The following is a 26664-nucleotide window of genomic DNA, read 5'->3' on the forward strand; positions in this document are numbered from 1 at the left end:
ACATGTTCTTAACAGACCGGGGGAAAATCCGTCCCCATAATGAAGATACCGGAGGCATTGTCACGCATGCTTCCGGCATTGTTTTAGCTGTCGTAGCCGATGGAATGGGCGGTCACTCAGCCGGGGATGTGGCAAGCGCCATGGCCTATCAGACGTTAAAGGATGCATGGGAGGAAAACCCGTCTGTTGATTCCATTGAACAGGCGTCCGAGTGGCTGACTGACAACATGATGAAAGCAAATGAAGCCATCATCCGCCACGCCGATCATTATCCGGAGCATGCGGGAATGGGAACGACCCTTGTCGCAGCTATCTGCCATCCGTCGTTTACCGTGACCGGAAATATCGGCGACAGCCGCAGCTACATCTGGACGGACCGTACTGTTCAGCAGCAGAGTGAAGACCACTCCCTTGTGCAGGAGCTGTATAACAAGGGACAGATTTCAGCACTCGAAGCGGAGTCGCATCCGCAGAAAAATATATTAACGAAAGCACTCGGCACGGACCGCGGCCTTTCCCCTGACATCTACACGTATGAATGGGGCGAAGGGGACGGCGTGCTTCTTTGTACCGACGGGCTGACAAATAAGCTCGGCTCTGAAGACATGACCCGGATGCTCGATTCCCACAAACACCTTCGTGAAGGTGTGGAAGCAATGGTGCAGGCAGCTAACGACCGCGGAGGCGAAGACAATATAACGATTGCGGTGGTATTGCGGGAGGAAGAGGTATGGACCAACTGATCGGACGCCGTATCAGTGACCGTTATCATATTAAGCGCCTCCTTGGAAGCGGCGGTATGGCGTACGTGTATCTCGGAGAGGATATGATTTTGGAACGGCTGGTGGCAATTAAAATTCTTCAGCCGCAGTTTAACGGCGATGAGGAATTTCTGCAGCGTTTCCGGCGGGAATCCCGGGCAGCCACTATTCTGGGCCACAGAAACACGGTCAATATTTATGACGTTGGCGAAGAACGGGAACTGCATTATATTGTCATGGAATACGTGGAGGGCCAGACGGTGAAGGAAATGATCCGTCTGCATGGGCCTCTGCCGCTTGAACAGGCGGTCCATATGACCAAGCAGCTGCTTGAGGCATTGATGCAGGCGCACAGCCATGGCATCATCCACCGGGACATTAAGCCCCACAATCTTCTTTCCAACGACCGCGGGGAAATAAAAGTAGCTGATTTTGGTATTGCCCGTGCTGCGTCTGCTTCTACGATCACGCAGACTAATACGATGATGGGCTCCGTGCATTATATTTCGCCGGAGCAGGCCAGAGGCGGCATGGTAAGTGCGCGCTCGGACATCTATGCAGCCGGTGTCGTTCTGTTTGAAATGGTAACCGGGATGGTTCCCTACAATGCAGAATCCGCCGTGAGTATTGCTTTAAAACATATCCAGGAGCCGCTTCCGGATCCTGCACAGCTCCGGCAGGGCCTGCCGCAGAGTCTGTCGAACGTTATTTTAAAAGCTGCGGCGAAAAGCCCGGATGACCGTTACGCGAGCGCCGAAGAAATGTATGAGGATATCCGTTCTGCGCTGTCGGACGAGAGAAGAAGCGAACGCCCTTATTTCATCCAGAACGGTTATGCCAATGCCCATGACCGGGAATGGGCGGATCCCCAGGCGGCTGAAGAGGATACGATGGTAGCAGCGCCGGCTGTTCAAAAAGAGGATCAGGGTGCTCCCGGCCCGGAAACGACAGTGGACCGGCAGCCGGAAAAAACGAAAAAATGGCCGTATGTTGTGGCCTGTATACTCGTATTTTCAGGAGCAGCCTTTTTCTACTGGCTGCTTCCAGAGATGTTTGTGGTAAGCGGTGCTGTGAAAGTATTTCCCTTAGTGCAGACAACAGGGTGGAACGTGGCTGATGCAGAGCAGGTTCAAGTATTACAAGAAGGGGCGAAGGTATGGCGACAGGTCGAATTGTAAAAGCAGTCAGCGGTTTCTACTATGTAGACAGTGAAGAAGGGTATTTCCAGTGCCGGGGCCGCGGACTGTTCCGCAAACAGAAAATCAAACCGCTTGTAGGTGATTTTGTACGGTTTGAAGCAGAAAATCATACAGACGGATACGTACTCGAAATTAAAGAACGCAGTAATGAACTGGTGCGCCCGCCGGTCGCAAACCTTGACCAGGCGCTGCTTATATTTTCCGCTGTCGAGCCCGATTTTTCCACCTGGCTGCTCGACCGTTTTCTTGTGCACGTGGAAAACGAAGAAATACAGCCGGTGATTTTGGTGAGTAAATGGGATAAAGCAGACGAGGCAAAAAAAGAGACGCTGCGGGTTATTCAGAAGGATTATGAGCATATCGGCTATCCTTTTCACTTTTACTCGACGAAAACAGGCGAAGGCCTCGAGGAGGCAGCCGCTTATTTCCCGGAGAAGTATTCTCTATTGTCCGGGCAGTCGGGAGTGGGGAAATCCTCGCTGTTGAACGCGGTAGCGCCTGACCTTGATCTTGAGACAGCGAACATTTCCGGAGCGCTCGGGCGTGGAAAGCATACGACAAGGCATGTGGAGTTTCTGCGGGTGAATGATGGATGGGTGGCAGATACGCCAGGATTCAGCTCGCTTGATTTTGGCTCAATCACAGCTGAAGATCTTGATATCTGTTTTCCGGAAATGCGGGCAAGAATGCCTGACTGTAAGTTCCGCGGTTGCTCCCACAGGCAGGAGCCGGGCTGCGCCATACGGCTCGACGTGGAAGAAGGACGTATTCCGTCCCATCGCTATGAGCATTATAAACAGTTCCACGAAGAAATTTCATCCACTCCGAGGAGGTATTAATGATGATAAAAATAGCGCCTTCTATCCTGTCAGCTGATTTTGCGGACTTGGGCCGGGCGGTGAAGGAAATTGACGAAGCCGGGGCGGATTACATACATATCGATGTCATGGACGGCCACTTCGTTCCGAACATCACGTTCGGGCTTCCGGTTATCGAAGCAATTCGCCCGTACAGTGATAAACCGTTTGACGTGCATTTAATGATTGAAAAACCGGAACGCTATATTGCAGATTTTGCCCGGGCGGGGGCCGACATCATTTCGGTGCATGTGGAAGCATGTCCCCACGTGCACCGTACAATCCAGCAGATTAAAGAAGCCGGCTGCCGGGCGGGTGTAGTGTTAAACCCGGCAACACCGGTGGAAATGGTCACCCATATTTTGCCGGATGTGGATCTTGTGCTTTTAATGACTGTGAATCCGGGCTTTGGCGGCCAGGCGTTTATTCCAAACGTACTCGACAAAATCAGGGCAGTGAAAAAGGCGGCGGATGTCGTTAATCCGGAGCTCGAGATTGAAGTGGATGGCGGAGTCACCCGGGAAACAGCGAAAGATTGTCTTGAAGCCGGAGCAAATGTGCTTGTGTCGGGCTCGGCTCTATTCAGGCAGGAGGATAAAGCAAAGGCGATCAAAGAATTAAAACAGTAAATAATATTATTATGTAAACTGAAAAAACCTATAAAAAAAGCGGCGCTTTGGCCGCTTTTTGCTTTATACGCGTGTGACTTTACCGGATTTTAATGCTCTCGCGGAAACGTATACGCGTTTTGGCTTACCGTTTACAAGAATACGGACTTTTTGCACGTTAGCTCCCCAACGGCGTTTCGTTGCATTGTTGGCGTGAGAACGGTTATTTCCAGCTTTAGGGCCTTTCCCTGTTACATAGCACTTGCGGGACATATGCGGCACCTCCTTATTAATATCAAACAAAATTACCCATACTCAAATATATTAGCACAGAGCCTGTACACACGCAATGTTGATTCACCAAAAATACAATTATGCTTTTCTTTTAAGGCAAACGTGGTTATAGTGATAATGGCAGAGTTTACTTTGAAAAGAAGCTGGATTGTCCGGGGATTGCGGGCGTCTGGAAAGGAAGGAAACGAGACATGAGCTTCGAAATATATTCGTCAAACGGAACCATCGATATCACACTCGAAGTGCTTGCCACTGCTGTGGGAGCGGCAGCCATGGACTGCTACGGCATCGTAGGCATGGCGTCCAGAAAACATTTTAAGGACAATTTGTCGGAACTGCTGCGAAGAGAAAATTATTCCCGGGGAGTAGTTGTTCGGGAAGAGAACGATCTTATCTATATTGATATGTATATTATCGTAAGCTATGGTACGAAAATTTCTGAAGTGGCTCATAATGTGCAGCGGAAAGTAAAGTACCAGCTGCATAAAATGCTTGGGCTGGATGTGGCTGCTGTGAATGTATATGTGCAGGGTGTCCAGATTGAATCAGCCTTACCATAGGAAGAGACGGATGAAGGAGAGAGAAAAATGGATCAATTAGTACGCGGTCCTGAGCTGGGAAGGATGCTGAAGCAGGGAGCTTCTGCACTGCAAAAACACAGCAAAGAGGTAGACGCAATGAATGTGTTTCCAGTTCCGGATGGGGATACAGGCACCAATATGAGCTTGACGATCCGCTCGGGCGTTGAGCAGCTCCAGGAGAACGATCATGCCGGGGACACGGCCAAGCGTTTTTCCAAAGGGCTGCTGATGGGCGCGCGGGGGAACTCCGGCGTTATTTTGTCACAGCTGTTCCGCGGCTTTGCCAAATCGATGGAAAAAAAAGCTGAGCTGCGTACAGAAGACGTGGCAGAAGCTTTTGAGCAGGGAGTGGACGCTGCGTACCGGGCAGTAATGAAACCGGTGGAAGGAACAATCCTCACGGTGGCCAGGGAAGCTTCTCTGGCTATGAAAAATGAACATGATGCCGGCGGGCTTGGGCTTGAGGAGTGGATGAGGCGGTTTTTGAAAGCGGCAAAGGAAGCGCTTGCGTACACGCCGGAGCAGCTGCCGGTTCTAAAGGAGGTTGGTGTGGTTGACTCTGGTGGCCAGGGGCTTGTGTACATATATGAAGGGATGCTGCACGCGCTCACCGGGGAGGAGGAGGAAGAAGGAGAATCCGCGCCTTCGCTCGACCAGCTTGTAAAGCTTGAGCACCATAAAGATCCGGCCGCCCATGGCGGAGCCGAAGCTATTACGTACGGCTACTGTACCGAAGTGATGGTCCGCTTTGCAGGCAGTGAACCCTCCTTTCAGGAAGAAGCCTTCCGGGAGGAGCTTTCGGCCCACGGGGATTCCCTTTTGGTGGTCTGCGATGAAGAGCTGCTGAAGGTTCATATTCACGCCGAAGAACCAGGGAAAATTCTGGAAAAATCCCAGCGTTACGGGGAACTGATTCATATAAAAATCGAAAATATGCGCGAACAGAACCGTGCCCTGCAGCAGCAGGGCCCCTCGGCCGGAGAAGAGGCCGTGTCCTTAGTGCCATACGGCTTTGTGACTGTGACAACCGGCGACGGGATAGCTGCGCTTTTTGAAAGCCTCGGAGTGCAGGAGGTCGTCCACGGCGGGCAGTCGATGAACCCGAGCACCGAAGACCTTCTCGAGGCAGTCAGCCGGGTGCAGGTGGAGCATGTGTTTTTACTGCCGAATAACGGCAACATTGTGATGGCTGCCGAGCAGGCAGCAGACATCAGCGACAAGCAGGTAACGGTTATTCCAACCAAAACGGTTCCGCAGGGGCTTGCCGGGATGCTTGCATTTGATGACACAAAAGACGCTGAGGCAAATAAAGAAGCAATGAAAGAAGCCACCCGGTACGTTAAATCCGGCCAGATCACCCACGCCGTCAGGGAAACAAGTATTGACGGAAAGAAGATTCAGGAAGGCGATTTTATGGGCATCTGGGAAAAGGACATTGTTACTGTCCACCAGGAGATGAAACAGGCCTTTCAGGAGCTGCTTGCACAGATGGTGGACAGCGATAGTGAAATTATTACGCTGATCAGTGGAGAAGATGTGAGCGAAAAGCAGGCGGATGAACTTGCCGCAGAGATTGAGCAGGCGTACCCTGATCTGGAAATAGAAACACATACAGGCGGACAGCCGCTGTACCAGTATATCGTTTCCGTAGAATAAGCTGCCCCGGGCGGCTTATTTTTTTGTATAACGCGCAGCAGTACCTCTTTCGCGCGAAAAAGGAAACGTATATAATGAAAGGTGAACAACCGTTCGTATAATACAGCAAAAGCAGGAAGGAAGGGACGGTTTATGACTTCGACGCTTCAATCACCGGTCTCTGACTTAAAAGGTGTAGGAGAAGAAAAACAGCGGGAGCTCGAACAGCTTGGTATTACAACGATTGACGACCTGCTTCATCATTTTCCTTATCGATATGAAAACCACGAAGTGGTTCCTATAGAAGAATTAAAGCATCAGGAAAAAGTCACAATTACCGGCGAGGTGCAGTCGGAGCCGTCCGTGCGTTTTTTCGGCCAAAAAAAGTCCCGGATGACCGTGCGGATATTAATTGATCATTTACTGGTGACAGCCGTGTTTTTTAACCGTGCGTTTTTAAAAAAGCAGATAGAAGTCGGCAGGCAGGTGACTATTACCGGGAAATGGGACAAGCATCGTCTCACCATATCAGTGCAGGATTTTCGGGCCGGAGCCCCCGACCCGGCAAAGCAGCTCGAACCAATCTACAGCGTGACCGGCAGTCTGACGGTCAAGCAGATGCAGCGCATGCAGGCAGAGGCCGTAAAATACGTTTTTCAGACAGTTCCCGAGAATCTGCCTGAAGAAATCCGCGAAAGGTACCGTCTGCCGGGCAAGCCCGAAACATTCCAGGCGCTTCATCAGCCAGAGAGCCGGGAGCAGCTGAAGCATGCAAGAAGACGCTACGTTTATGAAGAACTGCTGTTTTTTCAGCTGAAAATGCAGATGTTTAAACGAATGGAGCGCCAGTCTGCCTCGTCGCAGCCGTTTGTGTATGATGTGGAGGCGACGGCGGATTTTGAAAAGCAGCTGCCGTTTCCACTCACGAATGCGCAAAAAAGGGTAGTGCAGGAAATCCTTGAGGATATTGAGGCTCCCATTCGGATGAACCGGCTTTTGCAGGGGGATGTGGGCTCCGGAAAAACGGTGGTGGCCTCCATTGCCATGCAGGCCGTGTTTACCGGAAACGCCCAGTCTGCCCTGATGGTGCCTACAGAAATTCTTGCCGAGCAGCACTATGACTCTCTTCAGGAGCTGTTTGCCGGGACGGATGTGACTGTGGGACTGCTGACCGGTTCCATGCGCCAGAAGGAAAAGCGGAACGCCTACGAGCGAATTACCGACGGCACCATCGACATTATTATCGGCACCCATGCCCTTATCCAGGAGCCGGTGCAGTTTCACAACCTGAAGCTTGTCATCACCGATGAGCAGCACCGGTTCGGAGTCGGCCAGCGCCGGATCCTGAAAGAAAAGGGAGAGGACCCCGATGTGTTGTTCATGACTGCAACCCCGATCCCCCGGACCCTTGCGATCAGCGTCTACGGGGATATGGACGTGTCGGTGATTGACGAAATGCCGCCGGGACGGAAGCCGATTGAAACCTACTGGGCGAAGCCGCAGATGCTTGAGCGGGTGCTTCGTTTTGTGCAAAAAGAAATCGATCAGGGACGGCAGGCTTATGTGATCTGTCCGCTCATTGAAGAGTCAGAGGCACTCGACGTACAGAACGCGATAGATGTACATGCCCAGCTGATGCAATTTTTCCCGCAGTACCGTGTCGGCCTCATGCACGGGCGGCTCCCCGCAGAGGAAAAGGAAGACGTCATGCAGCGGTTTGCCGGCCATGAGCTTGATATTCTCGTTTCGACGACGGTCGTGGAGGTCGGCGTGAACGTGCAGAACGCCACGATGATGGTTATTTACGATGCAGAGCGCTTCGGGCTCTCCCAGCTGCACCAGCTGCGGGGCCGGGTTGGCCGTGGAGAGCACCAGTCCTACTGCGTTCTGTTGGCCGACCCGAAATCAGAAACCGGCCAGGAGCGGATGAATATCATGCAGGAAACGGAGGATGGATTTGTTCTTTCGGAAAAAGACCTGGAGCTGCGCGGGCCGGGAGACTTTTTTGGGAAAAAGCAGAGCGGACTGCCTGAATTTAAAATTGCGGACGTGGTGCATGACTTTAAAGCGCTCGAAACCGCCCGGGACGACGCGGCGAAGCTGATCCGCAGCGAGGTGTTCTGGAAGGATGAAAAATACCGGGCTCTCCGGGAATATCTTGAAGAGGCCGGAGCCTTTCAAAAAGATAAACTGGATTAGTGGTTGAAATGAAAGAAATCGGTCTATATACTACTATTAGTACCTACTCATAGAAGTGGATGATTATTATGGCCCGAAAAAACAAAAAGGCAAGACAGGAAGAGCTTCAGAGTGTCATTGCCTCTAATCCCTTTATTACCGATGAAGCACTTGCCCGGTCGTTTCAGGTGAGCGTTCAGACAGTCCGCCTGGACCGTCTGGAGCTCTCGATCCCGGAGCACCGGGAAAGAATCAAGCACGTAGCCAAGGAAAGGCTTGACGAAGTCAAGGCGCTGCCGATCGAAGAAGTGATTGGAGAGGTTATTGATCTCCATCTGGACCACGAGGCGATCAGCATGCTTGAAATTACGGAGGACCACGTATTCTCAAGGAACGGCATTGCCCGTGGGCATTACCTGTTTGCGCAGGCGAATTCCCTGGCTGTAGCCGTGATCAACGATGAACTGGCGCTTACGATGCGCTCGTCCCTTGAATTTAACCGGCAGGTGCTTCTGGGAGAACGAATTATTGCCAAAGCGGTCGTCACTAAAAAGACCGAAAGAAAAACATATGTTACGGTAACAAGCCGCGTGCAGGGGGAAGAAGTGTTTCAGGGCGATTTCGTCATGTACCGTTCCCACGCTGCTTCGGTGAGCGAATAAGGAGACTAAAAAATGAGAATTGTAGTCGATGCAATGGGCGGCGATCATTCTCCTAAAGCCCAGGTGGCTGGAGCAATGGCTGCTGTTCAAGCTTTTAAAGATATTGAGATTACACTGGTGGGCTCTGAGCCTCAAATAAAAAAACATTTGTCCAAGACAGAACGTATTGATATTTTGCATACCGATGAAGTGATTGACGGGGACGAGTCCCCGACTAAAGCCATTCGTCGCAAAAAGCAGTCCTCGATGGTTCTTTCCGTGCAGGAAGTGAAAGAGGGCCGGGCAGCAGCAGGTATTTCGTGCGGCAACACCGGAGCTTTTATGACAGCGGGTCTTCTGCATATTGGCAGAATACAAGGCGTGGAGCGGCCGGCACTTGCCCCGACGCTCCCGACGGTCGACGGCACGGGCTTTTTGCTGCTTGATGCGGGCGCCAATATGGATGCAAAAGCAACTCATCTGTACCAGCACGCGATTTTAGGCAGTACATATATGCAGCTGGTACGGGGGATTGAAAACCCTCGGGTGGGTCTTGTTAATATTGGCACGGAAAAGGGCAAGGGCAATAATTTAATGAAGGAAACGTACGAGATGCTCGAGCATGCTCCGGTTAATTTCGTCGGAAATGTGGAATCGAGGGATCTGCTGGACGGCGTCTGTGACGTAGCGGTCTGCGACGGTTTTTCCGGAAACCTTGTGCTGAAATCCATCGAAGGCACCGCGTCCACACTGTTTTCCCTGTTGAAAAAAGAATTTATGGCAAGCCTGCGGACAAAGCTTGCTGCTGCCATGATGAAAACAGGGCTGATGCATTTGCGCGAGAAAATGAATTACTCCCATCACGGCGGCGCTACGCTCGTGGGACTTCAGGCACCGCTGATTAAGTGCCACGGCTCGTCCGACCATGTATCCGTCTATCACTCGATCCGCCAGGCCCGGCAGATGGCCGAGGAAAACGTGACACACCTCATGCAGCAGCATTTAGAAGAGTAGGAGGCATCGCAATGGGAAAAACGGCTTTTATCTTTCCCGGACAGGGATCCCAGTTTGTTGGAATGGGAAAAGAGTTATATGACAACGCTCCAACGGCCCGTACGGTATTTCAGCAAGCGGATGAAGCGCTTGGATACAGTTTGACCGACATTATGTTTAACGGCCCGGAAGAAACATTAACCCAGACGGAGTACACCCAGCCGGCGCTGCTCACGATGAGCTCCGCCCTTCATGCGCTTGTGGAGGAACGCGGCGTGCAGGCTGATTATACCGCCGGCCACAGCCTCGGGGAATATTCGGCGCTTGTGGCTAATGGCGCACTCAAATTCGCAGACGCTGCTTCAATTGTGGCCAAACGCGGAAAATGGATGGCTGAGGCAGACCCCGACGGTAAAGGGACCATGGCTGCCGTCATGGGCATGGAGCGTGAAGATCTGCAGGAGCTTGCGGATGAAGCGACAGAAGCAGCGGATAAAGTACAGCTGGCCAACCTGAATGCTCCCGGGCAGATTGTTATCTCCGGGAGCCGGGAAGGCGTGCGTTATGTGGAGGAGCACGCCCCGGACCGCGGAGCGAAAAAAGTAGTGCCGCTGCAGGTTAGCGGTCCGTTTCACTCCTCATTTATGAAGCCGGCGGAGGAAAAGCTGGCAGAGGCGCTGCAAAACGTTGAGATCCGCGGTCCGCGCCGCCCGCTCATAGCGAATGTGGATGCCAAGGAAACCTCGGACCCATCCGCCATCCGTCAGCAGCTGATTGCCCAGGTCACCTCTCCGGTTCACTGGGAAGACTCGGTGCGCCGCCTGATTGACCTTGGAGTAACAGAATTTGTGGAAATTGGCCCTGGCAACGTCCTGAGCGGAATGATCCGGAGAATTCAGCGCCGCGGCCTGGATGTACATGCCGTACAGGACGAAGCATCGCTGGATAAATGGCTTGAAAAAAGGAGTGCATCGTCATGAATTTCGAAGGACAAAGCGTGCTTGTAACCGGAGCGTCAAGAGGAATCGGCAAAGCCATTGCCCTCGGCTTTGCCGCTCAGGGAGCAAACGTTGCGATCAACTACGCCGGCAGCCGGGAGAAAGCGGAGGAAACGGCTTCGCAGTGCGGGGAACATGGCGTAAAGACGCTTGTGATTCAGGCTGACGTTTCAAGTGAATCGGATGTCAAAGAGATGCTCAAGCAGGTAACAGAGGAATTCGGCGGTATTGACGTGCTTATAAATAATGCCGGTATCACGAAGGATAATCTGTTAATGCGCATGAAAGAAGACGAGTGGGATGACGTCATTGATACGAATTTAAAAAGTGTGTTCTTAACATCCCGGGCAGCCGCCCGTCCGATGATGAAGAAACGGGGCGGAACGATCATCAATATGGCTTCTGTCGTCGGCACAACTGGCAACCCCGGTCAGGCGAACTACACGGCATCAAAAGCCGGAGTTGTCGGGCTGACAAAAACACTCGCCCGCGAGCTTGCTTCGAGAAATATCCGGGTAAATGCTGTCGCACCAGGATTTATCTCCACGGAAATGACCGACGAACTCGAGGAAGGCACCAAGGAACAGATGATGCAGCAGATTCCTCTGCAAAAGCTCGGGGAGACGGAGGATGTGGCCAATACGGTGTTATTTCTCGCTTCAGACAGCGCCAAATATATGACCGGACAGACGCTTCATGTTGACGGCGGCATGGTAATGCCATAAAATATCGGTGACACAGCGGTTTCATTCGAACTCAGAAGTGGAATGAACGAATTGAAGCCGAAACGATTCTTTAAAGGAGGTGAAAGGAATGGCAGACACGTTGGAACGTGTGAAAAAAATCGTTGCAGACCACCTCGGAGTGGATGAGGCGAACGTCAATAAAGACGCGACCTTTAAGGAAGATCTCGGCGCGGATTCTCTGGATGTAGTAGAATTAGTCATGGAGCTGGAAGATGAATTTGATCTGGAAATTTCTGATGAAGAAGCAGAAAAAATTCAGACAGTCGGTGATGTAATCAATTACATAGAGAAGCAGTAATAGAAAGCAAGCCCACGTCCTGTGCAAGCGGGCTGGGCTTTTCTATGTAATACCCCGAAATTATTTTAAGGGAGGTTCATTTGTGCCAAAATCCACATCATCCAAAAGCCAGTCCAGGGAGAAAGCAGTATTTACGACCAGACAGAATGAACTTATGCAGTCGATACTCCGGGAGCTGCAGGTTTCATTTGCAGACGAGCAGCTGCTGCGGCAGGCTTTTACCCACTCTTCCTATGTAAACGAGCATCGTATGAAGCACGTAAGGGATAACGAACGCTTGGAATTTCTCGGCGATGCTGTATTGGAGCTGGCGGTTTCCAATCATTTGTTTCGCGAATTCCCTTCCATGACGGAAGGCGATATGACAAAGCTCCGCGCTGCAATGGTATGTGAAGCATCGCTAGCTAGCTTGGCCGAGGAATTGCAATTTGGAGACGTTGTCCTGATGGGCAAGGGCGAAGAAATGACCGGCGGACGCACCCGGCCGGCCCTGCTCGCAGATGTATTCGAATCATTCGTCGGAGCAATGTATCTTGATCAGGGGCTTTCAAACGTCGAACAGTTTCTGGAGCGCTTCGTCTTTCCTAAGCTCGACGAAGGGGCATTTTCCGTGACAGCTGATTATAAAAGCCAGCTGCAGGAATTCGTCCAAAAGGAAAATCTGGGCGTTATTTCCTATGAAATCACCGATGAGCAGGGGCCGGCCCACAACAGGGAATTTCATTCTGCGGTCTCTTTAAACGAGGAGCGCGCCGGTACCGGACGTGGACGCTCAAAAAAAGAAGCGGAGCAGCGGGCAGCCCAGGCTACCCTCGAACAGCTGCAGCGCCGCGAATAAAAGAAATCAAAAAAACAACCGCCAGTCGCTGGCGGTTGTTTAAATGTGCGGATCAGCCTTTGCGCAGATGACCAAGCTCGGAAACGATGGCCTGCATCTCGCTGACGCTGATATTATTTTTGGAGTCCACCATGTCGTAGATTTCTTTAATCTCATGGTATTGATCGACATCATAATGCTCCGGCTGCATAACCGAAACATTGACGATCTGTAATTTTTTCTGCAGTTCGGTAATCATGTAATCCAGGTTATCACGACTTGCTTGTTCTAAACTCATGCGAATTTCTTCTCCTCCACTCCGTCCAGTTTAAAAACCCGTGGGCCATCTGTTTATAAGGACCATACGGTGTTTTATGACAACGTTAATATTATTGTAGTGGTTTTTCCTGCGTTTGACAAAGGGGGATTTAGGTCGAGTTCTGCCGGCGTGCTTGTTGTGATAAAATATAAACAGCGGAGGACAGCGCCTGGAGCTGTCAGCACATACTATAAAATAAGAGGGGGCATACCTTTGTTCCTGAAACGAATAGAAATCAAAGGGTTTAAATCGTTTGCCGACCGTTTACATATTGATTTTAACCCCGGCATTACGACCGTCGTCGGCCCGAACGGCAGTGGCAAAAGCAATATTTCCGACAGCATCCGCTGGGTGCTCGGAGAACAGTCGGCCCGGTCGCTGCGCGGCTCCCGCATGGAAGATGTGATATTTTCGGGAAGTGACACCCGCCGGGGACTGAATATTGCAGAAGTAACGCTTGTGCTCGATAATGAAGACGAAAGCCTTCCGTATGAATACAGTGAGATAAGCGTGACACGCCGCCTTTACCGCTCCGGGGAAAGCGAGTATCTGCTCAACCGGACCAAATGCCGCCGCCGGGATATTATTGATCTGTTTATGGACTCCGGCATGGGAAAAGAATCTTTTTCGATTATTGGCCAGGGCCGGGTCGAAGAAGTGTTAAACAGCCGCCCGGAAGAACGGAGGGCGATGTTTGAAGAAGCCGCCGGGGTATTGAAATACAAGCAGCGCAAGCAGGAGGCGGAAAGAAAATTTGAGTCAACTGAGGCGAATCTGCATCGCGTGAAAGACATTCTGCATGAATTGAACGGGCAGATGGAGCCGCTGCAGATGCAGGCTTCGGCCGCGAAGGATTACCTGGCCAAGCGCGAGGAGCTTGAAGCACTGGAATCGGCTCTGCTCGTGCATGAAATTGAAGAGCTGCATTCCGATTGGAAAGCAGCCCAGGATCAGGAGAAAAAAGAAGAGCAGTACAACAGGCGCTGGAAGCAGAAAAAAGAACAGACGGAAGCGGGTGCCCGCAAAGCCCGGGCTTTCGAAGCACTGCTTGCCCGGTTCCACCAGCAGGTGCAAAGCGGCTACGTGGAAGCGGCCAGAAATCTCGAAAAACGTGAAGGGGACCGTAACCTTTCAAATGAACAGGGAAAACACGCAGCCGAAAAGCTTGAAGCAGAAAAAAAGGCTCTCGAAAAAGACGAGGCAAAGCTGAGCGAAATAACAAATGCTTACCGGGAGCAAAAAGAGCGGTATGAAAAAGAAAACGAAGCGCTCACGAATGGAATGAATGAGCTGCGCTCGGTTCAAAAGCAGCTGCGCTCCTACCAGGAAATGAACGGAAAAGACATTGAAAATGAAAAAAGCGAATACATTGAAAGACTCAATGAACAGGCGTCTGTAGGAAACGAGACCCGTTACGTAACAGATCAGAAGGCTTCTCTCGAACGGCGAATGCAAGCACTGAAAAAGGATAATCAATCGTTTCTTGAAGAGCGCGAGAGCTCCTTGAAGCTCGTTGAGAAGCAGAAAAAAGAAGAAGAAGTGCTTTCCCGTCAAACAGACAGCGCACACGCAGAGGCAGAAGCAGCCGGGAGAGAAGAAGAGCGCCTGAAGGAAAAATTAAAGGAGCAGGAAGATAAGCTGTATAAAGCGTACAGGTACGTCGACGAAAAAAAATCAAAAATCCGTATGCTTGAGGAAATGCAGGAGGAATATGCCGGCTATTACCAGGGGGCCAAGGAAATTTTAAAAGCCCGGGAACAGAAGCTTTCGGGAATTATCGGCTCGGTGGCGGAGCTGATGGATGTGCCGGGAGAATATGTGGAGGCGATGGAAACGGCACTCGGTGCCTCGCTGCAGCATATTGTGACCCGTACCGAAAAAGATGCACGCGAGGCGATTGCGTATTTGCGCAAGCATCAGAAGGGCAGGGCGACACTGCTGCCTTCCGAAACGGTGCGGCCGAGACAGGCCGACCGGACGAGCTATGAAAAAGCCCGGACGTTTACCGGTTTTATCGGAACGGCTGGAGAGCTTGTGCATATCCGCCCGGGATATGAGCATGTCCGCGATCAACTGCTCGGCCATATTTTTGTAGTGGACCAGCTGGAAACGGCGAACCGCCTGGCAGCAGCATGCAGCTATAAAATCCGTATCGTCACCCTTGAAGGAGATGTCGTAAACCCCGGGGGTTCGATGAGCGGTGGAAAAATGCAGAACCAGAAGGGCACGCTTCTCGAAAAACAGCGTGAGCTTCGGGAGTTAAAAAACAATTTATCGGAAATAGAAGAAAAAACCACAGCGTGGGAGAAGACCGTGGAGAATACGAAAGAGGCTGTAAGGAAGCAGAAAGTGGCTGCCGGCGACAAACAGCAGAAGACCCGGGAGTGCTCCAGCCAGCTCGAGGAGAAAAAAGAAGCGCGCCGTAAAAGTGAGCAGGAGCATGACCGTCTTGATTCCCGTCTTGGTATGTTTGACCGGGAATATTCCTCGCTTGAGGAAGAGAAAAAACGTCTTGATGAACGCCTTCAGGTGCTTGAAGACAACCGGATAAGAGTGGAAAAAACGATTACAGAGCTGAAAGCATCGATTGACGAGCTCGAGCAGGAACATTCCAGGCGCGGTGAGGAAGAAGCGGTGCTCCGGGAGCAGGAGACAGAAGGAAAAGTACAGACGGCAGCGCTCCGGGAAAACGTTTCTGCCCAGAATAAAGAAAAAGAGCGGCTGCACAGGGAAAAAGAGGAGCTTGAACAGGCGGTGGCCGGGCGTAAAGAGCGGGCGGCTGCCTGGGAGGAGCATTTAAATAACGACCACAGCGGCCAGAATTGGGATCAGCTAGTCGGGGAGGCGGAGGCAGCCAAGAAGGAAATTGAACGGCTGCAGGCACAGCTGAATGAACAAAAGGCTCGTGCAGCCCACGCTGCAGAACAGATCGAAGCAACAGCATCGGTTCAAAATGACCGCTTCCAGGAGAGCCGGGACCGTCTTCATGAAACAACGGTGCGCATAAACCGTCTCGATGTGGCGCTTGAAAATAAAATCACCTACCTGCAGTCGGAATATGAACTGTCGTTTGAACGGGCGAAGGAGAAGCATACGCTGCCGGTAAGTCCGGAGCAGGCAAAGGATGACGTGCATCTGCTTCAGATGGGCATCGAAGAGCTCGGTCCAGTGAACCTCGGGGCAATTGAAGAGTGCGAGCGGGTTACGGAGCGTTACCGCTTTTTAAGCAGCCAGCAGGAGGATCTGATGGAGGCGAGACAGTCGCTGCAGGATGTGATCGATGAAATGGACAAAGAGGTCACGGAGCGTTTTGCTGCTGCGTACCATGCCATACGCGAGGAATTTCAGCACGTTTTTGCGAAGCTGTTTGGCGGCGGGGAAGCGGATCTGGTGCTTACAGAACCGGAGAATCTGCTTCATACGGGAGTGGATATATCCGCCCGGCCGCCCGGTAAAAAAAGACAGCACCTGTCTCTGCTCTCCGGCGGGGAGAAGGCTTTAACAGCCATTGCGCTGCTGTTTGCCATTATTAAAGTAAAGCCGGCTCCGTTCTGTGTGCTGGACGAAGTGGAGGCCGCTCTTGATGAAGCGAACCTTGTACGCTTTGCGAAATACCTGCGCTCGTTCAGTGAAACGACCCAGTTTATTGTGATCAGCCACCGCAAGGCGACCATGGAGGAAGCCGACGTGCTATACGGAATCACGATGGAGGAATCAGGCGTATCAAAAATGGTATCTGTCCGCCTGGAAGAAGCGGATGAACTATTGGAAGTCTAAGGAGTGAAAAGTATGAGTCTTTTTCAGCGACTGAAAAAACGAATGGCCGGAGAAGCGGCAGAAGAAGAAGCCAGGGAAGAAGCGAAGCAGGAAGCGCAGGAAGCAGGCAAACAAGAGCCGGAAGAAGGGCGCGTCTCGCTTTCCAGCCGTTTCCGTGAAGGGCTGGCAAAAACAAGATCGTCGTTTTCCGAAGCGATGAATGAACTGTTCGCCCAGTACCGTGAAGTAAATGAAGACTTTTTTGAGGAACTCGAAGAAATCCTGATCAGCTCAGACGTCGGAGTCGAGACCGTAATGGAAATCATCGACGAGCTGCGAAACGAATCGCTCCTGAAAAATATTCGGACGACGGAAAAGCTCACCCCGCTGATTACAGAAAAAATGGCGGAAAAGCTGGACCGTACCGGAGAAGATTCCAAGCTGAACATGAATCCGGATGGAATGACTGTCATGCTTTTTGTCGGTGTAAACGGCGTCGGGAAAACGACAACGATCGGGAAAATGGCCCACCAGATGAAAGCAGAAGGAAAAAAGGTAGTTCTCGCAGCCGGGGACACGTTCCGGGCCGGGGCGATTGAGCAGCTTGAAGGCTGGGGAGAGCGTGCCGGAGTGGATGTTATCAAGCAGCAGGCCGGCAGTGATCCGGCGGCGGTCATTTACGATGCGATCAAGTCAGCCAAATCGAGACAGGCAGATGTGCTTCTCTGCGATACGGCGGGACGTCTGCAGAATAAGGTCAATTTAATGAATGAGCTTGCGAAAGTAAAGCGTGTAATCACGCGCGAAATTCCTGAAGCGCCTCACGAAGTGCTCCTCGTCCTTGATGCCACCACCGGCCAGAATGCCATGAGTCAGGCAAAAACCTTCCGGGAGGCAACGGAGGTTTCCGGCATCATATTAACGAAGCTTGACGGGACCGCGAAGGGCGGTATCGTAATGGCGATCCGTAACGAATTGAACATTCCGGTAAAAATGGTCGGACTCGGGGAAAAGCTGGATGATCTTCAGCCTTTTGAAGCGGAGGATTTCGTCTACGGGCTGTTTAAGGATATGATTGAACAGACACCGGCCGATGCAGAGGAGCGTTAGCATCCGGCCATGCAATTTCTTGACAAGAGCCGCTGTGGTTCGTAAGATGAACTGTAAAGTAATTGCACTTAACGCCAGAGGTGGTCTGCATGCTCGAAAAAACAGTTCGTATGAATTCACTGTTTGATTTTTACCAGCCGCTGCTGACAAACAAGCAGCGGCTCTATTTGGAAAGGTATTATTTAGACGACTTTTCGCTGGGTGAAATTTCGGAGGAATTTAACGTCAGCCGCCAGGCTGTCTACGACAATATCCGCCGCACGGAAACGATGCTTGAGGAATATGAGGAAAAGCTTGGCTTATATAAAAAATATCAGGAGCGCCTGGCGCTGTATGAGCAGTTAAAAGCGCTGGCTCCGGACGATTTCGCGGGGAAGGCGCAGCTGCTTGAAGCGGTAGAAACGCTGGAAAAATTAGAAGAGGAAGGGGTTTCGTAATGGCATTTGAAGGATTAGGCGAACGTCTGCAGTCCACGTTTGACCATATGAAGAGCCGTGGGAAAGTCACGGATGAAGACGTTAAAGCAATGATGCGCGAAGTACGGCTTGCGCTGCTTGAAGCAGACGTTAACTACAAGGTCGTAAAGCAGTTCGTCAACAGCGTGAAAGACCGTGCCACCGGCCAGGAAGTGATGAAAAGCTTAACGCCCGGCCAGCAGGTGGTCAAGGTGGTCAGCGAAGAGCTGACACAGCTGATGGGCGGCGAACAGGCTGAAATCGCAAAAGCGACTAAAGGGCCGACGGTAGTAATGATGGTCGGTCTGCAGGGTGCCGGGAAAACGACGACATCTGCGAAAATTGCGAATTATTTACGGAAAAATAAAAACCGCCAGCCACTGATGGCTGCAGCCGACGTCTACCGGCCGGCAGCGATTGATCAGCTCGAGACGCTCGGCCGGCAGCTGAACATGCCTGTCTTCTCTCTTGGAACCGAAGCTGATCCGGTTGATATCGCCAGACAGTCGCTTGCCAAAGCAAAAGAAGAGCATTACGACTATCTATTTATTGATACGGCCGGCCGTCTGCACGTGGATGATTCTTTGATGGATGAGCTGCAGCGCATGAAAGAAGCAGTCAATCCCGATGAAATCATGCTCGTGGTTGACTCAATGACCGGACAGGACGCAGTTAACGTGGCAGAAAGCTTTAACGAACAGCTCGGCATCACGGGTGTAACGCTGACGAAGCTTGACGGCGACACCCGGGGCGGGGCGGCGCTGTCGGTAAAATCGGTGACAGATAAACCGATCAAATTTGCCGGTACCGGAGAAAAGATCGACGCAATTGAACCGTTTCACCCGGAACGGATGGCTTCAAGAATTCTCGGCATGGGCGATATGCTCTCCCTGATTGAAAAAGCACAAACCAATGTGGATGAAGACAAAGCCAAAGAGCTTGAAAAGAAAATGCGGTCGCAGGAGCTGACATTTGACGACTTTCTGGAACAGCTCGGACAGGTGCGCAACATGGGATCGATGGAAGACATTATGAGCATGATCCCGGGCGCCGGTAAAATGAAAGGCCTCAAAAATGTGCAGATGGACGACAACCAGATTACCCGGGTCGAAGCAATCGTTCGTTCCATGACTAAACAGGAGCGTCAGCATCCGTCGTTGATGAACGCCAGCCGCAAGCGCCGGATTGCCAAAGGAAGCGGCACGACGATCCAGGATGTAAACCGTCTGCTGAAGCAGTTTGAAGACATGAAAAAAATGATGAAGCAGATGACTTCGCAGCAGAAGGGTAAGAAAAAAGGCAATTTCTCGATGCCATTCATGTAAAATTTTTATATGGCAAGGAAAAACACTTTACAGCACGCAAAGAAGCTATTATAATAAGCAAATGTGAGAAAAAAATGGAGGTGTTTGCATATGGCAACGCGCATTAGATTGAAGCGCATGGGCTCGAACAAGCGTCCTTTCTACCGTTTGGTAGTAGCGGATTCCCGGGCTCCACGTGATGGACGTTTTATCGAAGAAATCGGTACGTACAATCCGTTGACGAATCCTGCCGAGTTCCACGTGAACGAAGAGAAAGCTCTTAAGTGGATGCTCGACGGTGCTAAACCATCGGATACTGTTCGTAACCTGTTTTCGAAGGAAGGTCTTATGACCCGTCTTCACAACGAAAAGAACGCGAAGTAATAAGCTGAAAGATCGTCTGTGCCCCTCATTTCCTTTCGGAATGAGCAGGGAGAGGCGGTCTTTTTTTATGGATTCGTCAGGCCCGTATGCCTTCTGCCTGCAGAGAAAGCCCCGGGGAGCACTTGTTTGTGATAAAATAATACATATCAGGAAAGGATGAGTGGATGAAGTCTTTTGCCTACATAATACTCGAACGGATTGTGGATTATCCGGATGATATAGACATGACAGAATCGGAGGAAAACGGCCGGGTGCTGATTGAAGTGAGGGTTCATCCGGAGGATGCAGGCAAAGTGATCGGCAGGCAGGGCAAAACAATTCAGGCGGTAAGGACGCTCCTGCAGGCGAAAGCTTCGGCGGAAGGGAAAAACGTTCGTCTTACGCTGTTGAACGATCAAAAATAGCTCCCTGTTTAGCTGCCGCTTCGGGGCCCTTGAAGAGGTGATATAGTGCGTGTAATGAAAAAAATGAACGTTCACCATATTCTGACGGAAACATTAAAAGAGGAGCTGCAGGAAAAGTACGAGCAGCAGAAATCCCGGCTGCTGGAGGAGACAGAACAGCTTCGTTTTCAAAAACAAAAGCAGAACAAGGAACGCGAAACCGAGAACGGCCGCTGGTCTGCCATGGATAAATTCAACAAAGAAATTGAAAAACGAAAAGAGGAGCTGCAGCAGCTCTATTTTCTGCAGAATCAGCTCGAGCATCTCCCGGTCGGCTCAGAGCTTTCATTTGGCACGACGGAAGTGATGTTTGATATCGAGGTGGGAAGCCCGTGGCATGAAGGCGAGCACTGGGGGACCATTGTTGTGGAAGAGGGCATTGTAAAAGAAATCAGATCAAAACACAAAGCGAGTGACGAAGATGGAATGGTTTAATGTAGGCACGATTGTAAACACGCATGGCGTACGCGGGGAAGTCAGGGTAAAATCCGTCAGCGACTTTGAGGAGGACCGTTTTCAGCCGGGGCAGAAGGTCTACGTGGAGAAGCCGGAGGCAGAAGCCGGCTTTGAACCGCTGGTCATAAAAAGCTCCCGGCCGCATAAGCAGTTTATTCTGCTCACGTTCGAAGGGTTTCACTCGATTGATGACGTGGACTGGATGAAAAATGCGGTGCTTTCCGTGCCGGAAACGGAGCTTGCACAGCTTGAGGAAACGGAATATTATTTTCACGAAATTATTGATGCAGACGTCTACACGGAAGAAGGCACCCGCCTCGGTTACGTGAAGGAGATCCTGACCCCGGGGGCCAACGATGTGTGGGTGGTGGAGCCGGCAGAAGGACGGCAGGACATTCTGCTTCCTTATATCGAAGAAGTCGTCCAGCATGTGGATGTGGCCGAAAAGCGTATTACTGTAAGGATAATGAAGGGAATGCTGCCGGAATGAGAATGGATTTTTTAACCCTTTTTCCAGGGATGTTTGAAAGTGTGTTCAGCCACTCCATTCTTGCCCGGGCCGCTGAAAGAGGACACGTCTCCTTTCATACCCATGACATCAGGGACTACACAGAAGACAAGCATAATAAGGTGGATGACTACCCGTACGGCGGGGGCGCTGGTCTGGTATTGAAGCCGCAGCCGGTGTTTGACGCCGCCGCACAGGTAAAAAGCGCAGGTGATGCTCCGCCGGACCGAGTCATTCTTCTCTGCCCGCAGGGAAAGCCTTTTAAGCAGGAGGACGCCCGTGAGCTCGCCGGCGAGGAGAGGCTGTTGTTCATCTGTGGACATTACGAGGGCTATGATGAACGTATCCGCGAGCATTTAATTACGGATGAATACTCGATCGGCGATTTTGTACTGACCGGCGGGGAACTCGGCGCCATGGTCATGGCAGACAGCATTACACGCCTTTTGCCCGGAGTTCTCGGCAATGAACAGTCTGCCCATACGGACTCGTTTGAAGACGGGCTGCTGGAGTACCCGCAGTACACCCGTCCGGCGGACTTCCGCGGCATGACGGTGCCGGACATTCTGCTGTCCGGCGATCACGGAAAAATCGCTGAATGGCGGCAAAATCAGGCAATCAAAAGAACAAAAGAACGCCGGCCGGATCTTTGGGAAAAATACACCGATCAGACGTAAATCCGGCGGTTGATTCCGCCAGTGTAATATGCTATGATTCATTTTGTGACTAAATAGTCATCAATTACGGTGCTCCGCTGTTTTCATCGTGGACAAGAGCATGCGAGAGAAGGAGGCGAATACAAATGCAACAACTTATTCGCGACATAACGAAGGAACAGTTAAAATCGGATCTCCCGGACTTTCGTCCAGGTGACACTGTAGCAGTGCACTTGAAAGTTGTCGAGGGCTCCCGTGAACGTGTACAGGTGTTTCAGGGCGTCGTTATTAAACGTCGCGGCGGTGGCATCAGCGAGTCTTTCACCGTGCGTAAAGTTTCCTACGGAATTGGTGTGGAGAGAACTCTTCCGCTTCATTCCCCAAGAATCGACAAGATTGAAGTGAAACGCCGCGGTAAAGTACGTCAAGCTAGATTGTACTATCTCCGTAACCTGCGTGGAAAAGCTGCGCGTATCAAAGAACTTCGATAAGACACAGGAAAAAAAGCTGCAGCGGAGTATTCCGTCTGCAGCTTTTTTCATACGAATAAATTATGTAAAGAAAGGAATCGACCACATGAATGAACGCCGCTTTCCCATCAATTGGCTGCATCTTCTGACAGTAATTATGATTGCATTACTTATTGCGCTGGCAGCACGCTGGCTGTTTATAGCTCCAGTCGTTGTGAAAGGCGAATCGATGGAGCCGACCATTCATGATGAGGACCGGATGCTGTTGAATAAAACAAGCAAATGGCTGCACGAATGGGACCGTTTTGATGTGGTCGTTTTCCACGCCAACGATAAAGATGATTATATTAAACGGATCATCGGACTGCCGGGTGATACGCTTGAATACAGAAATGATAAGCTTTTTATTAACGGGGAGCAGGTGGATGAACCGTTTCTCGATAAACAGACCCTGGCAGCGGGGCCGCTCCCGGCGACCACCGATTTTACGCTGGAGGAGAAAACAGGCCGCAGCCGTATTCCCGAAGGAGAAGTGTTTGTCATGGGGGATAACCGGCCGAACAGCTATGACTCCCGGGCTATCGGACTCGTAGAGGAAGAGGAGATTGTCGGGGAGGCGGTCATAACATTCTGGCCGCTCAATCACATGTGGCCATCGCCATTTTAATTTGAAAGGAGGCAGAGGTATGGACATTCAATGGTATCCGGGGCATATGGATAAAGCCCAAAAAGAAGTGCAGAGCAAGCTAAAGCAGGTGGACGTGGTCATCGAGCTCGCAGATGCAAGAATCCCCCGGTCCTCGCGGAATCCGCTGCTTGAAACGATCATTCAGGATAAGCCTTCGGTCATCGTACTGACCAAGGCCGATCTGGCCGATCCGAAGGTAACCGAGGAATGGAAGCAGTATTACCGCGATCAGGGGATCGAGGCAGTCGATGTGGATTCCAAGCATAAGAAGGGTCTGCATGTGATCAAGGAAGCGGCGCTTAAGCAGACGGAACGTCTCCAGGCCAGATGGAAAAGAAAAGGTATTAAGCCACGGGCTATCCGGGCGATGATTATCGGTATCCCGAACGTCGGCAAATCGACGCTCATCAATCAATGGATCGGCAAAAAAACGGCTAAAATCGGTGACCGTCCGGGAATTACAAAAAATCAGCAGTGGCTGAAAATGGGTAAAGAAATGGATCTGCTCGACACCCCGGGCATTCTCTGGCCGAAGTTTGAAGACCCTTACGTTGGTGAACGTCTCGCAGCGACTGGCGCCATCAAGGATGAGCTTTTGGATCTGCAGGATATTGCTTATTTTATTATCGGTATCTGCCAGGAGTATTATCCAGAAAAGCTGCTTCAGCGCTTTGGGCTTGAGGACAAGCCGAGGGAAACGTCGCTGGAATGGTTTGAAGACATTGGACGTAAGCGGGGGGCACTGCTTGCGGGAGCGGAAATCGATTATGAAAAAGCAGGTGAAATGGTGGTACGCGAGTTCCGTGGAGGGCTGCTCGGCCGCATCAGTCTCGAACGGCCGGACGACGAAGCGGGCGAATAATTGAGCAGCAGAGGTGAAAATATTGGAGAAATGGACGATAACAGCTGTAAAGGAGTATTTAAAGACCCATGAGGATCCGGATGCGGGGCTTCTAAAGGCCTGGGCAGAGGACTCCCGGACCGGCGTCCAGAAGGAGCTGCAGCGGTATGCCAAACGACAGAAGCAGAAGCAGGAAAAGTATGAAGACTTTTGCCGGCGGCTTTCATTTGAACAGGACTATTGGAGCCGTGGCTTCCAGGCGGTGGCCGGGGTGGATGAGGTTGGGCGCGGGCCGCTTGCCGGGCCGGTGACTACCGCTGCTGTGGTGCTGCCAAAGGACATCAGTCTGGTGGAAGTAAATGACTCCAAAATGCTTTCCGCTAAAAAACGTGAAGAGCTCGAAGCAAAAATCAAAGAGGCGGCGGTCGCCTGGAGCGTCGTTCATATCGAGGCGGACGAAATCGACCGCCTGAATATATATCAGGCAACTAAAAAAGCTATGCGGATGGCAGTTGCGAACCTTGAGCCTGCTCCGGACGCTCTTCTCGTAGATGCGATGACCCTTCCATTACATATTGAGCAGCAGTCGCTGGTGCAGGGAGACAGCCGGAGCGTTTCGATTGCGGCTGCTTCTATTCTGGCGAAGGTGGAGCGGGACCGTTACATGCAGTATTATCATACGCTCTACCCGGATTACGATTTTGCCAGCAACAAGGGATACGGTACCCAGAATCATCTGGACGGCTTAAAGCGTCTCGGCGGGTGTGCCATCCACCGGTATTCGTTTCAGCCGGTAGCCGGGTACCGGCGTTCGTAAAAGGAGAGAAAACTTATGAAGCTGTCGCTGCCGTCCACGTACACCGGAAACCGTACAGGACAAACCGGAAATGAAGAAATTAAAGCCGGCCAGATTATTAAAGGCACTGTCAGGCAGCTGTATCCTGGCCAGCAGGCGGCGGTTACTGTGCACGGGAGGGTGTATCATGCTTCCCTCGAGGCACCGGTGGAAACCGGCAAATCATATTATTTTCAGGTGAAAAATGAGAACGGGCGGCAGGTATGGCAGGTGACAGCAAACGGAGCTGCTGCAGACAAAAGCCAGGAGCTCCTGAAGCAGCTCGGATTGCTGCCGGGAAAGCAGGAGCAGTACATAGTCCGCATGTTCGAACAGATTCAGCTGCCGGTAACGAGGGAGACGCTCCAGAAAAGCGTGCAGCTGCTTAAAGGAGAAGGCGCCGTCAACAAGCAGGGAATGCAGACAATTCAGTGGATGCTTGCCGCAGGCGCTCCCTTAAAAACATCTATCTTTCAAAGCGTTCATCAGGTGCTGCACGGTCCGTCGATGGCGCAGGATTTAACAGCGCTGCTTGCTCAGCATAAAACTTCTGACCCCGTTCATCAGTCTATAAGCAGTGCAGTGCTCACCCCGGGGAGCTTTAAAGAAAACATCGAAGCTCCGACAAAGCCGATGCAGCTGTACGCTGCGGTGGCAGCGGCGGCTGCGAGTGATAACCACGGACAGGCCGCCCAGCTGATCCACCGGTTATTTTCCAGCCTGCAGCCTCCGTTGAATGCTGAAGCATTTCTACAGCATATCGGCCAGGCTGCTATGAGCAGCGGTTCCGTGGAAAAATGGCTTCAGTCCCAGGTTGGGGACGCCGAGAGGCTGCATCAAACGGTCCAGCAGCCGCTTGGCAGTGCGCCGCAGCGGAGCGCGGCGGCTCTGATGAAGGCCTGGCACGCGATGATCCCGGAAGCAGTAACGGTGCTTGCGAATAAGCCGCAGATGGTGGAATGGCTGAAGAGTCACGCAGGAAGTGCCAGCTGGTCCTCCTGGGCAGAAAGCGGGAGCAAAGAGGCGATGCAGACGTCTTACAGGCATTTAGAGCAGGCACAGGCGCATATTATGTCGAGAAATGAATTTTCACCCCAGCACGAACGGACCGTCGCTCATGTGGCCGGTCAGCAGCTTATGCAGCAGGCCGATCAGGAGGCCTGGCTGCAGCAGCTCTCCCATCTTCCGGCGAAGTGGGGGGAAATGCTTTCGGATGCTGTCGTTCACTGGGAGGGAAAACGGACGGAGGACGGGAAGCTCGACCCGGACACTTGTCATATTTTATTTCAGCTTGAAATGGACCGGCTCGGCGTTTTAATCGCCGACGTGCAGATTTATAAACGAAACGTGACGGTAAACATCAGCAGTGAAAATCCGCGCCCGGAGCAGCCGCTGCATCTTTTTCAGCCCATGCTGAAAACGGCGATGGCTTCGTTAAATTACCAGCTGGTGTCGCTTCAGTGGCATGAGGAAGAAGAGCCTGCGGAAAGGCCGAAGAGCCGGGAAGCCGGACTGAAAGGAGCATTTGATATTCGGATATGACCTCCAACCAGAACTGGACAACGAAAAAAGCAGTGGCACTGAATTACAGGCAGAATATCTCGCAGGCACCGGCAGTCAAAGCGAAGGGGCGGGGATGGACCGCAGAACGAATTATCGAAGCGGCTGCTGAACATAATGTTCCGGTGCATAAGGATGCCGGTCTTGTACATATGCTTCATGAGCTGGAATGGAACGAAGAAATTCCGGAAGAGCTGTATGAAGTGGTGGCAGAAATCTTCGCCTTTATCTACCGGATGGATAAAAAAACAGCCGGGCAAAATGAAAACTAAA

At 51.6% G+C, this 26664-nt stretch carries 30 protein-coding genes; 28 read left to right on the forward strand and 2 right to left on the reverse strand.

Features of this window, described 5'->3' with window-relative positions; all coding sequences use genetic code 11:
* Positions 1-2 precede the first annotated feature (2 nt).
* From Q0757_RS02175 to rpe, 4 genes are read left to right on the forward strand one after another with little or no spacing between them, the layout of a single operon-like run.
* Positions 3-743 (forward strand): Stp1/IreP family PP2C-type Ser/Thr phosphatase, encoded by a 741-nt coding sequence (locus tag Q0757_RS02175; RefSeq protein WP_319632932.1) that lies wholly within the window; start codon positions 3-5, stop codon positions 741-743.
* On the forward strand, positions 731-1939 hold the full coding sequence (pknB, locus tag Q0757_RS02180) for a Stk1 family PASTA domain-containing Ser/Thr kinase (RefSeq protein WP_298784254.1): 1209 nt from the start codon (positions 731-733) through the stop codon (positions 1937-1939). Before Q0757_RS02175 ends, pknB begins: the two co-directional genes overlap by 13 nt.
* Entirely contained in the window at positions 1918-2799 is an 882-nt protein-coding gene (rsgA, locus tag Q0757_RS02185; protein WP_298784256.1) for a ribosome small subunit-dependent GTPase A, read from the forward strand. Before pknB ends, rsgA begins: the two co-directional genes overlap by 22 nt.
* Positions 2800-2801: 2 nt before the next feature.
* The gene (gene rpe / locus Q0757_RS02190) at positions 2802-3446 is read left to right on the forward strand and encodes a ribulose-phosphate 3-epimerase (RefSeq protein WP_298784258.1); all 645 of its coding nucleotides are present in this window, start codon (positions 2802-2804) and stop codon (positions 3444-3446) included.
* A 63-nt stretch (positions 3447-3509) separates the two neighbouring features.
* On the opposite strand, the gene rpmB is transcribed toward rpe, so the two are convergent.
* Positions 3510-3698, reverse strand: coding sequence for a 50S ribosomal protein L28 (rpmB, locus tag Q0757_RS02195; RefSeq protein WP_022792731.1), 189 nt, complete (start codon positions 3696-3698; stop codon positions 3510-3512).
* Positions 3699-3910: 212 nt separating this feature from the next.
* Between rpmB and Q0757_RS02200 the strand changes: the two genes are divergently transcribed.
* The 9 genes from Q0757_RS02200 to rnc all read left to right on the forward strand — a co-directional run bounded on the left by Q0757_RS02200 (position 3911) and on the right by rnc (position 12627).
* Positions 3911-4279: an Asp23/Gls24 family envelope stress response protein gene (locus Q0757_RS02200; RefSeq protein ID WP_298784263.1), complete on the forward strand. Its 369-nt coding sequence runs from the start codon at positions 3911-3913 to the stop codon at positions 4277-4279.
* A gap of 27 nt (positions 4280-4306) precedes the next feature.
* A complete protein-coding gene (locus Q0757_RS02205) occupies positions 4307-5956 on the forward strand; it encodes a DAK2 domain-containing protein (RefSeq protein WP_298784264.1) in 1650 nt (549 codons plus the stop codon).
* A gap of 132 nt (positions 5957-6088) precedes the next feature.
* On the forward strand, positions 6089-8134 hold the full coding sequence (gene recG, locus Q0757_RS02210; RefSeq protein ID WP_298784266.1) for an ATP-dependent DNA helicase RecG: 2046 nt from the start codon (positions 6089-6091) through the stop codon (positions 8132-8134).
* Between the two features lie 68 nt (positions 8135-8202).
* Entirely contained in the window at positions 8203-8775 is a 573-nt protein-coding gene (gene fapR, locus Q0757_RS02215) for a transcription factor FapR (RefSeq protein ID WP_298784267.1), read from the forward strand.
* A 12-nt stretch (positions 8776-8787) separates the two neighbouring features.
* Positions 8788-9768: a phosphate acyltransferase PlsX gene (gene plsX / locus Q0757_RS02220; RefSeq protein WP_298784269.1), complete on the forward strand. Its 981-nt coding sequence runs from the start codon at positions 8788-8790 to the stop codon at positions 9766-9768.
* 11 nt (positions 9769-9779) lie between these two features.
* A complete protein-coding gene (fabD, locus tag Q0757_RS02225) occupies positions 9780-10727 on the forward strand; it encodes an ACP S-malonyltransferase (RefSeq protein WP_298784270.1) in 948 nt (315 codons plus the stop codon).
* Positions 10724-11470 (forward strand): 3-oxoacyl-[acyl-carrier-protein] reductase, encoded by a 747-nt coding sequence (gene fabG, locus Q0757_RS02230; protein WP_298784272.1) that lies wholly within the window; start codon positions 10724-10726, stop codon positions 11468-11470. The genes fabD and fabG overlap by 4 nt, the downstream gene beginning before the upstream one ends.
* 88 nt (positions 11471-11558) lie before the next feature.
* The gene (gene acpP / locus Q0757_RS02235) at positions 11559-11789 is read left to right on the forward strand and encodes an acyl carrier protein (protein WP_027847178.1); all 231 of its coding nucleotides are present in this window, start codon (positions 11559-11561) and stop codon (positions 11787-11789) included.
* A gap of 154 nt (positions 11790-11943) precedes the next feature.
* Positions 11944-12627 (forward strand): ribonuclease III, encoded by a 684-nt coding sequence (rnc, locus tag Q0757_RS02240; RefSeq protein WP_298784510.1) that lies wholly within the window; start codon positions 11944-11946, stop codon positions 12625-12627.
* A gap of 52 nt (positions 12628-12679) precedes the next feature.
* Here rnc and Q0757_RS02245 read toward each other — a convergent pair whose 3' ends face one another.
* A complete protein-coding gene (locus tag Q0757_RS02245; RefSeq protein WP_298784279.1) occupies positions 12680-12904 on the reverse strand; it encodes a DUF1128 domain-containing protein in 225 nt (74 codons plus the stop codon).
* A 234-nt stretch (positions 12905-13138) separates the two neighbouring features.
* Between Q0757_RS02245 and smc the strand changes: the two genes are divergently transcribed.
* The 15 genes from smc (at position 13139) to Q0757_RS02320 (ending at position 26663) form a co-directional block, all read left to right on the forward strand.
* A complete protein-coding gene (gene smc, locus Q0757_RS02250) occupies positions 13139-16702 on the forward strand; it encodes a chromosome segregation protein SMC (RefSeq protein ID WP_298784281.1) in 3564 nt (1187 codons plus the stop codon).
* Positions 16703-16714: 12 nt separating this feature from the next.
* Entirely contained in the window at positions 16715-17791 is a 1077-nt protein-coding gene (gene ftsY / locus Q0757_RS02255; RefSeq protein WP_298784283.1) for a signal recognition particle-docking protein FtsY, read from the forward strand.
* Positions 17792-17880: 89 nt separating this feature from the next.
* On the forward strand, positions 17881-18228 hold the full coding sequence (locus tag Q0757_RS02260; protein WP_298784285.1) for a putative DNA-binding protein: 348 nt from the start codon (positions 17881-17883) through the stop codon (positions 18226-18228).
* A complete protein-coding gene (gene ffh / locus Q0757_RS02265; RefSeq protein ID WP_298784287.1) occupies positions 18228-19571 on the forward strand; it encodes a signal recognition particle protein in 1344 nt (447 codons plus the stop codon). The genes Q0757_RS02260 and ffh overlap by 1 nt, the downstream gene beginning before the upstream one ends.
* Positions 19572-19661: 90 nt before the next feature.
* On the forward strand, positions 19662-19934 hold the full coding sequence (rpsP, locus tag Q0757_RS02270; protein ID WP_298784289.1) for a 30S ribosomal protein S16: 273 nt from the start codon (positions 19662-19664) through the stop codon (positions 19932-19934).
* Positions 19935-20098: 164 nt separating this feature from the next.
* Entirely contained in the window at positions 20099-20338 is a 240-nt protein-coding gene (locus tag Q0757_RS02275) for a KH domain-containing protein (RefSeq protein WP_298784291.1), read from the forward strand.
* 54 nt (positions 20339-20392) lie between these two features.
* Positions 20393-20812 carry a YlqD family protein gene (locus tag Q0757_RS02280; RefSeq protein ID WP_298784512.1) on the forward strand — a complete coding sequence of 140 codons (420 nt, stop codon included), beginning with the start codon at positions 20393-20395 and terminating at the stop codon, positions 20810-20812.
* The gene (gene rimM / locus Q0757_RS02285) at positions 20799-21323 is read left to right on the forward strand and encodes a ribosome maturation factor RimM (RefSeq protein ID WP_298784293.1); all 525 of its coding nucleotides are present in this window, start codon (positions 20799-20801) and stop codon (positions 21321-21323) included. Before Q0757_RS02280 ends, rimM begins: the two co-directional genes overlap by 14 nt.
* On the forward strand, positions 21320-22018 hold the full coding sequence (gene trmD / locus Q0757_RS02290) for a tRNA (guanosine(37)-N1)-methyltransferase TrmD (RefSeq protein ID WP_298784294.1): 699 nt from the start codon (positions 21320-21322) through the stop codon (positions 22016-22018). The genes rimM and trmD overlap by 4 nt, the downstream gene beginning before the upstream one ends.
* A gap of 125 nt (positions 22019-22143) precedes the next feature.
* On the forward strand, positions 22144-22488 hold the full coding sequence (rplS, locus tag Q0757_RS02295) for a 50S ribosomal protein L19 (RefSeq protein WP_022792749.1): 345 nt from the start codon (positions 22144-22146) through the stop codon (positions 22486-22488).
* Between the two features lie 85 nt (positions 22489-22573).
* Positions 22574-23134 (forward strand): signal peptidase I, encoded by a 561-nt coding sequence (gene lepB / locus Q0757_RS02300; protein ID WP_298784296.1) that lies wholly within the window; start codon positions 22574-22576, stop codon positions 23132-23134.
* Positions 23135-23153: 19 nt separating this feature from the next.
* Complete coding sequence (gene ylqF, locus Q0757_RS02305) at positions 23154-24017, forward strand: ribosome biogenesis GTPase YlqF (protein ID WP_298784298.1); 864 nt, start codon at positions 23154-23156, stop codon at positions 24015-24017.
* A gap of 13 nt (positions 24018-24030) precedes the next feature.
* A complete protein-coding gene (locus tag Q0757_RS02310) occupies positions 24031-24813 on the forward strand; it encodes a ribonuclease HII (RefSeq protein ID WP_298784300.1) in 783 nt (260 codons plus the stop codon).
* Between the two features lie 15 nt (positions 24814-24828).
* Positions 24829-26373, forward strand: coding sequence for a hypothetical protein (locus Q0757_RS02315; RefSeq protein ID WP_298784302.1), 1545 nt, complete (start codon positions 24829-24831; stop codon positions 26371-26373).
* Complete coding sequence (locus tag Q0757_RS02320; RefSeq protein ID WP_298784304.1) at positions 26370-26663, forward strand: EscU/YscU/HrcU family type III secretion system export apparatus switch protein; 294 nt, start codon at positions 26370-26372, stop codon at positions 26661-26663. Before Q0757_RS02315 ends, Q0757_RS02320 begins: the two co-directional genes overlap by 4 nt.
* The last annotated feature ends 1 nt before the right edge of the window (position 26664 follow it).

It is taken from the genome of uncultured Marinococcus sp., from assembly GCF_947493875.1.
In the GTDB taxonomy this organism is placed as follows: domain Bacteria; phylum Bacillota; class Bacilli; order Bacillales; family Marinococcaceae; genus Marinococcus.

Excerpts from the sequence above, each read along its gene's own strand:
- fabD (WP_298784270.1), top strand. The coding sequence starts at position 9,780 with ATGGGAAAAACGGCTTTTATCTTTCCCGGACAGGGATCCCAGTTTGTT.
- Q0757_RS02200 (WP_298784263.1), top strand. The coding sequence starts at position 3,911 with ATGAGCTTCGAAATATATTCGTCAAACGGAACCATCGATATCACACTC.
- Q0757_RS02245 (WP_298784279.1), bottom strand. The coding sequence starts at position 12,904 with ATGAGTTTAGAACAAGCAAGTCGTGATAACCTGGATTACATGATTACC.
- ftsY (WP_298784283.1), top strand. The coding sequence starts at position 16,715 with ATGAGTCTTTTTCAGCGACTGAAAAAACGAATGGCCGGAGAAGCGGCA.
- fabG (WP_298784272.1), top strand. The coding sequence starts at position 10,724 with ATGAATTTCGAAGGACAAAGCGTGCTTGTAACCGGAGCGTCAAGAGGA.
- acpP (WP_027847178.1), top strand. The coding sequence starts at position 11,559 with ATGGCAGACACGTTGGAACGTGTGAAAAAAATCGTTGCAGACCACCTC.
- Q0757_RS02280 (WP_298784512.1), top strand. The coding sequence starts at position 20,393 with ATGAAAAAAATGAACGTTCACCATATTCTGACGGAAACATTAAAAGAG.
- lepB (WP_298784296.1), top strand. The coding sequence starts at position 22,574 with ATGAATGAACGCCGCTTTCCCATCAATTGGCTGCATCTTCTGACAGTA.
- Q0757_RS02320 (WP_298784304.1), top strand. The coding sequence starts at position 26,370 with ATGACCTCCAACCAGAACTGGACAACGAAAAAAGCAGTGGCACTGAAT.
- rpmB (WP_022792731.1), bottom strand. The coding sequence starts at position 3,698 with ATGTCCCGCAAGTGCTATGTAACAGGGAAAGGCCCTAAAGCTGGAAAT.
- rsgA (WP_298784256.1), top strand. The coding sequence starts at position 1,918 with ATGGCGACAGGTCGAATTGTAAAAGCAGTCAGCGGTTTCTACTATGTA.
- rpsP (WP_298784289.1), top strand. The coding sequence starts at position 19,662 with ATGGCAACGCGCATTAGATTGAAGCGCATGGGCTCGAACAAGCGTCCT.
- Q0757_RS02260 (WP_298784285.1), top strand. The coding sequence starts at position 17,881 with ATGCTCGAAAAAACAGTTCGTATGAATTCACTGTTTGATTTTTACCAG.
- ffh (WP_298784287.1), top strand. The coding sequence starts at position 18,228 with ATGGCATTTGAAGGATTAGGCGAACGTCTGCAGTCCACGTTTGACCAT.
- ylqF (WP_298784298.1), top strand. The coding sequence starts at position 23,154 with ATGGACATTCAATGGTATCCGGGGCATATGGATAAAGCCCAAAAAGAA.
- Q0757_RS02315 (WP_298784302.1), top strand. The coding sequence starts at position 24,829 with ATGAAGCTGTCGCTGCCGTCCACGTACACCGGAAACCGTACAGGACAA.
- Q0757_RS02175 (WP_319632932.1), top strand. The coding sequence starts at position 3 with ATGTTCTTAACAGACCGGGGGAAAATCCGTCCCCATAATGAAGATACC.
- rnc (WP_298784510.1), top strand. The coding sequence starts at position 11,944 with ATGCAGTCGATACTCCGGGAGCTGCAGGTTTCATTTGCAGACGAGCAG.
- rpe (WP_298784258.1), top strand. The coding sequence starts at position 2,802 with ATGATAAAAATAGCGCCTTCTATCCTGTCAGCTGATTTTGCGGACTTG.
- plsX (WP_298784269.1), top strand. The coding sequence starts at position 8,788 with ATGAGAATTGTAGTCGATGCAATGGGCGGCGATCATTCTCCTAAAGCC.
- fapR (WP_298784267.1), top strand. The coding sequence starts at position 8,203 with ATGGCCCGAAAAAACAAAAAGGCAAGACAGGAAGAGCTTCAGAGTGTC.
- pknB (WP_298784254.1), top strand. The coding sequence starts at position 731 with ATGGACCAACTGATCGGACGCCGTATCAGTGACCGTTATCATATTAAG.
- rimM (WP_298784293.1), top strand. The coding sequence starts at position 20,799 with ATGGAATGGTTTAATGTAGGCACGATTGTAAACACGCATGGCGTACGC.
- Q0757_RS02205 (WP_298784264.1), top strand. The coding sequence starts at position 4,307 with ATGGATCAATTAGTACGCGGTCCTGAGCTGGGAAGGATGCTGAAGCAG.
- recG (WP_298784266.1), top strand. The coding sequence starts at position 6,089 with ATGACTTCGACGCTTCAATCACCGGTCTCTGACTTAAAAGGTGTAGGA.
- trmD (WP_298784294.1), top strand. The coding sequence starts at position 21,320 with ATGAGAATGGATTTTTTAACCCTTTTTCCAGGGATGTTTGAAAGTGTG.
- rplS (WP_022792749.1), top strand. The coding sequence starts at position 22,144 with ATGCAACAACTTATTCGCGACATAACGAAGGAACAGTTAAAATCGGAT.
- Q0757_RS02275 (WP_298784291.1), top strand. The coding sequence starts at position 20,099 with ATGAAGTCTTTTGCCTACATAATACTCGAACGGATTGTGGATTATCCG.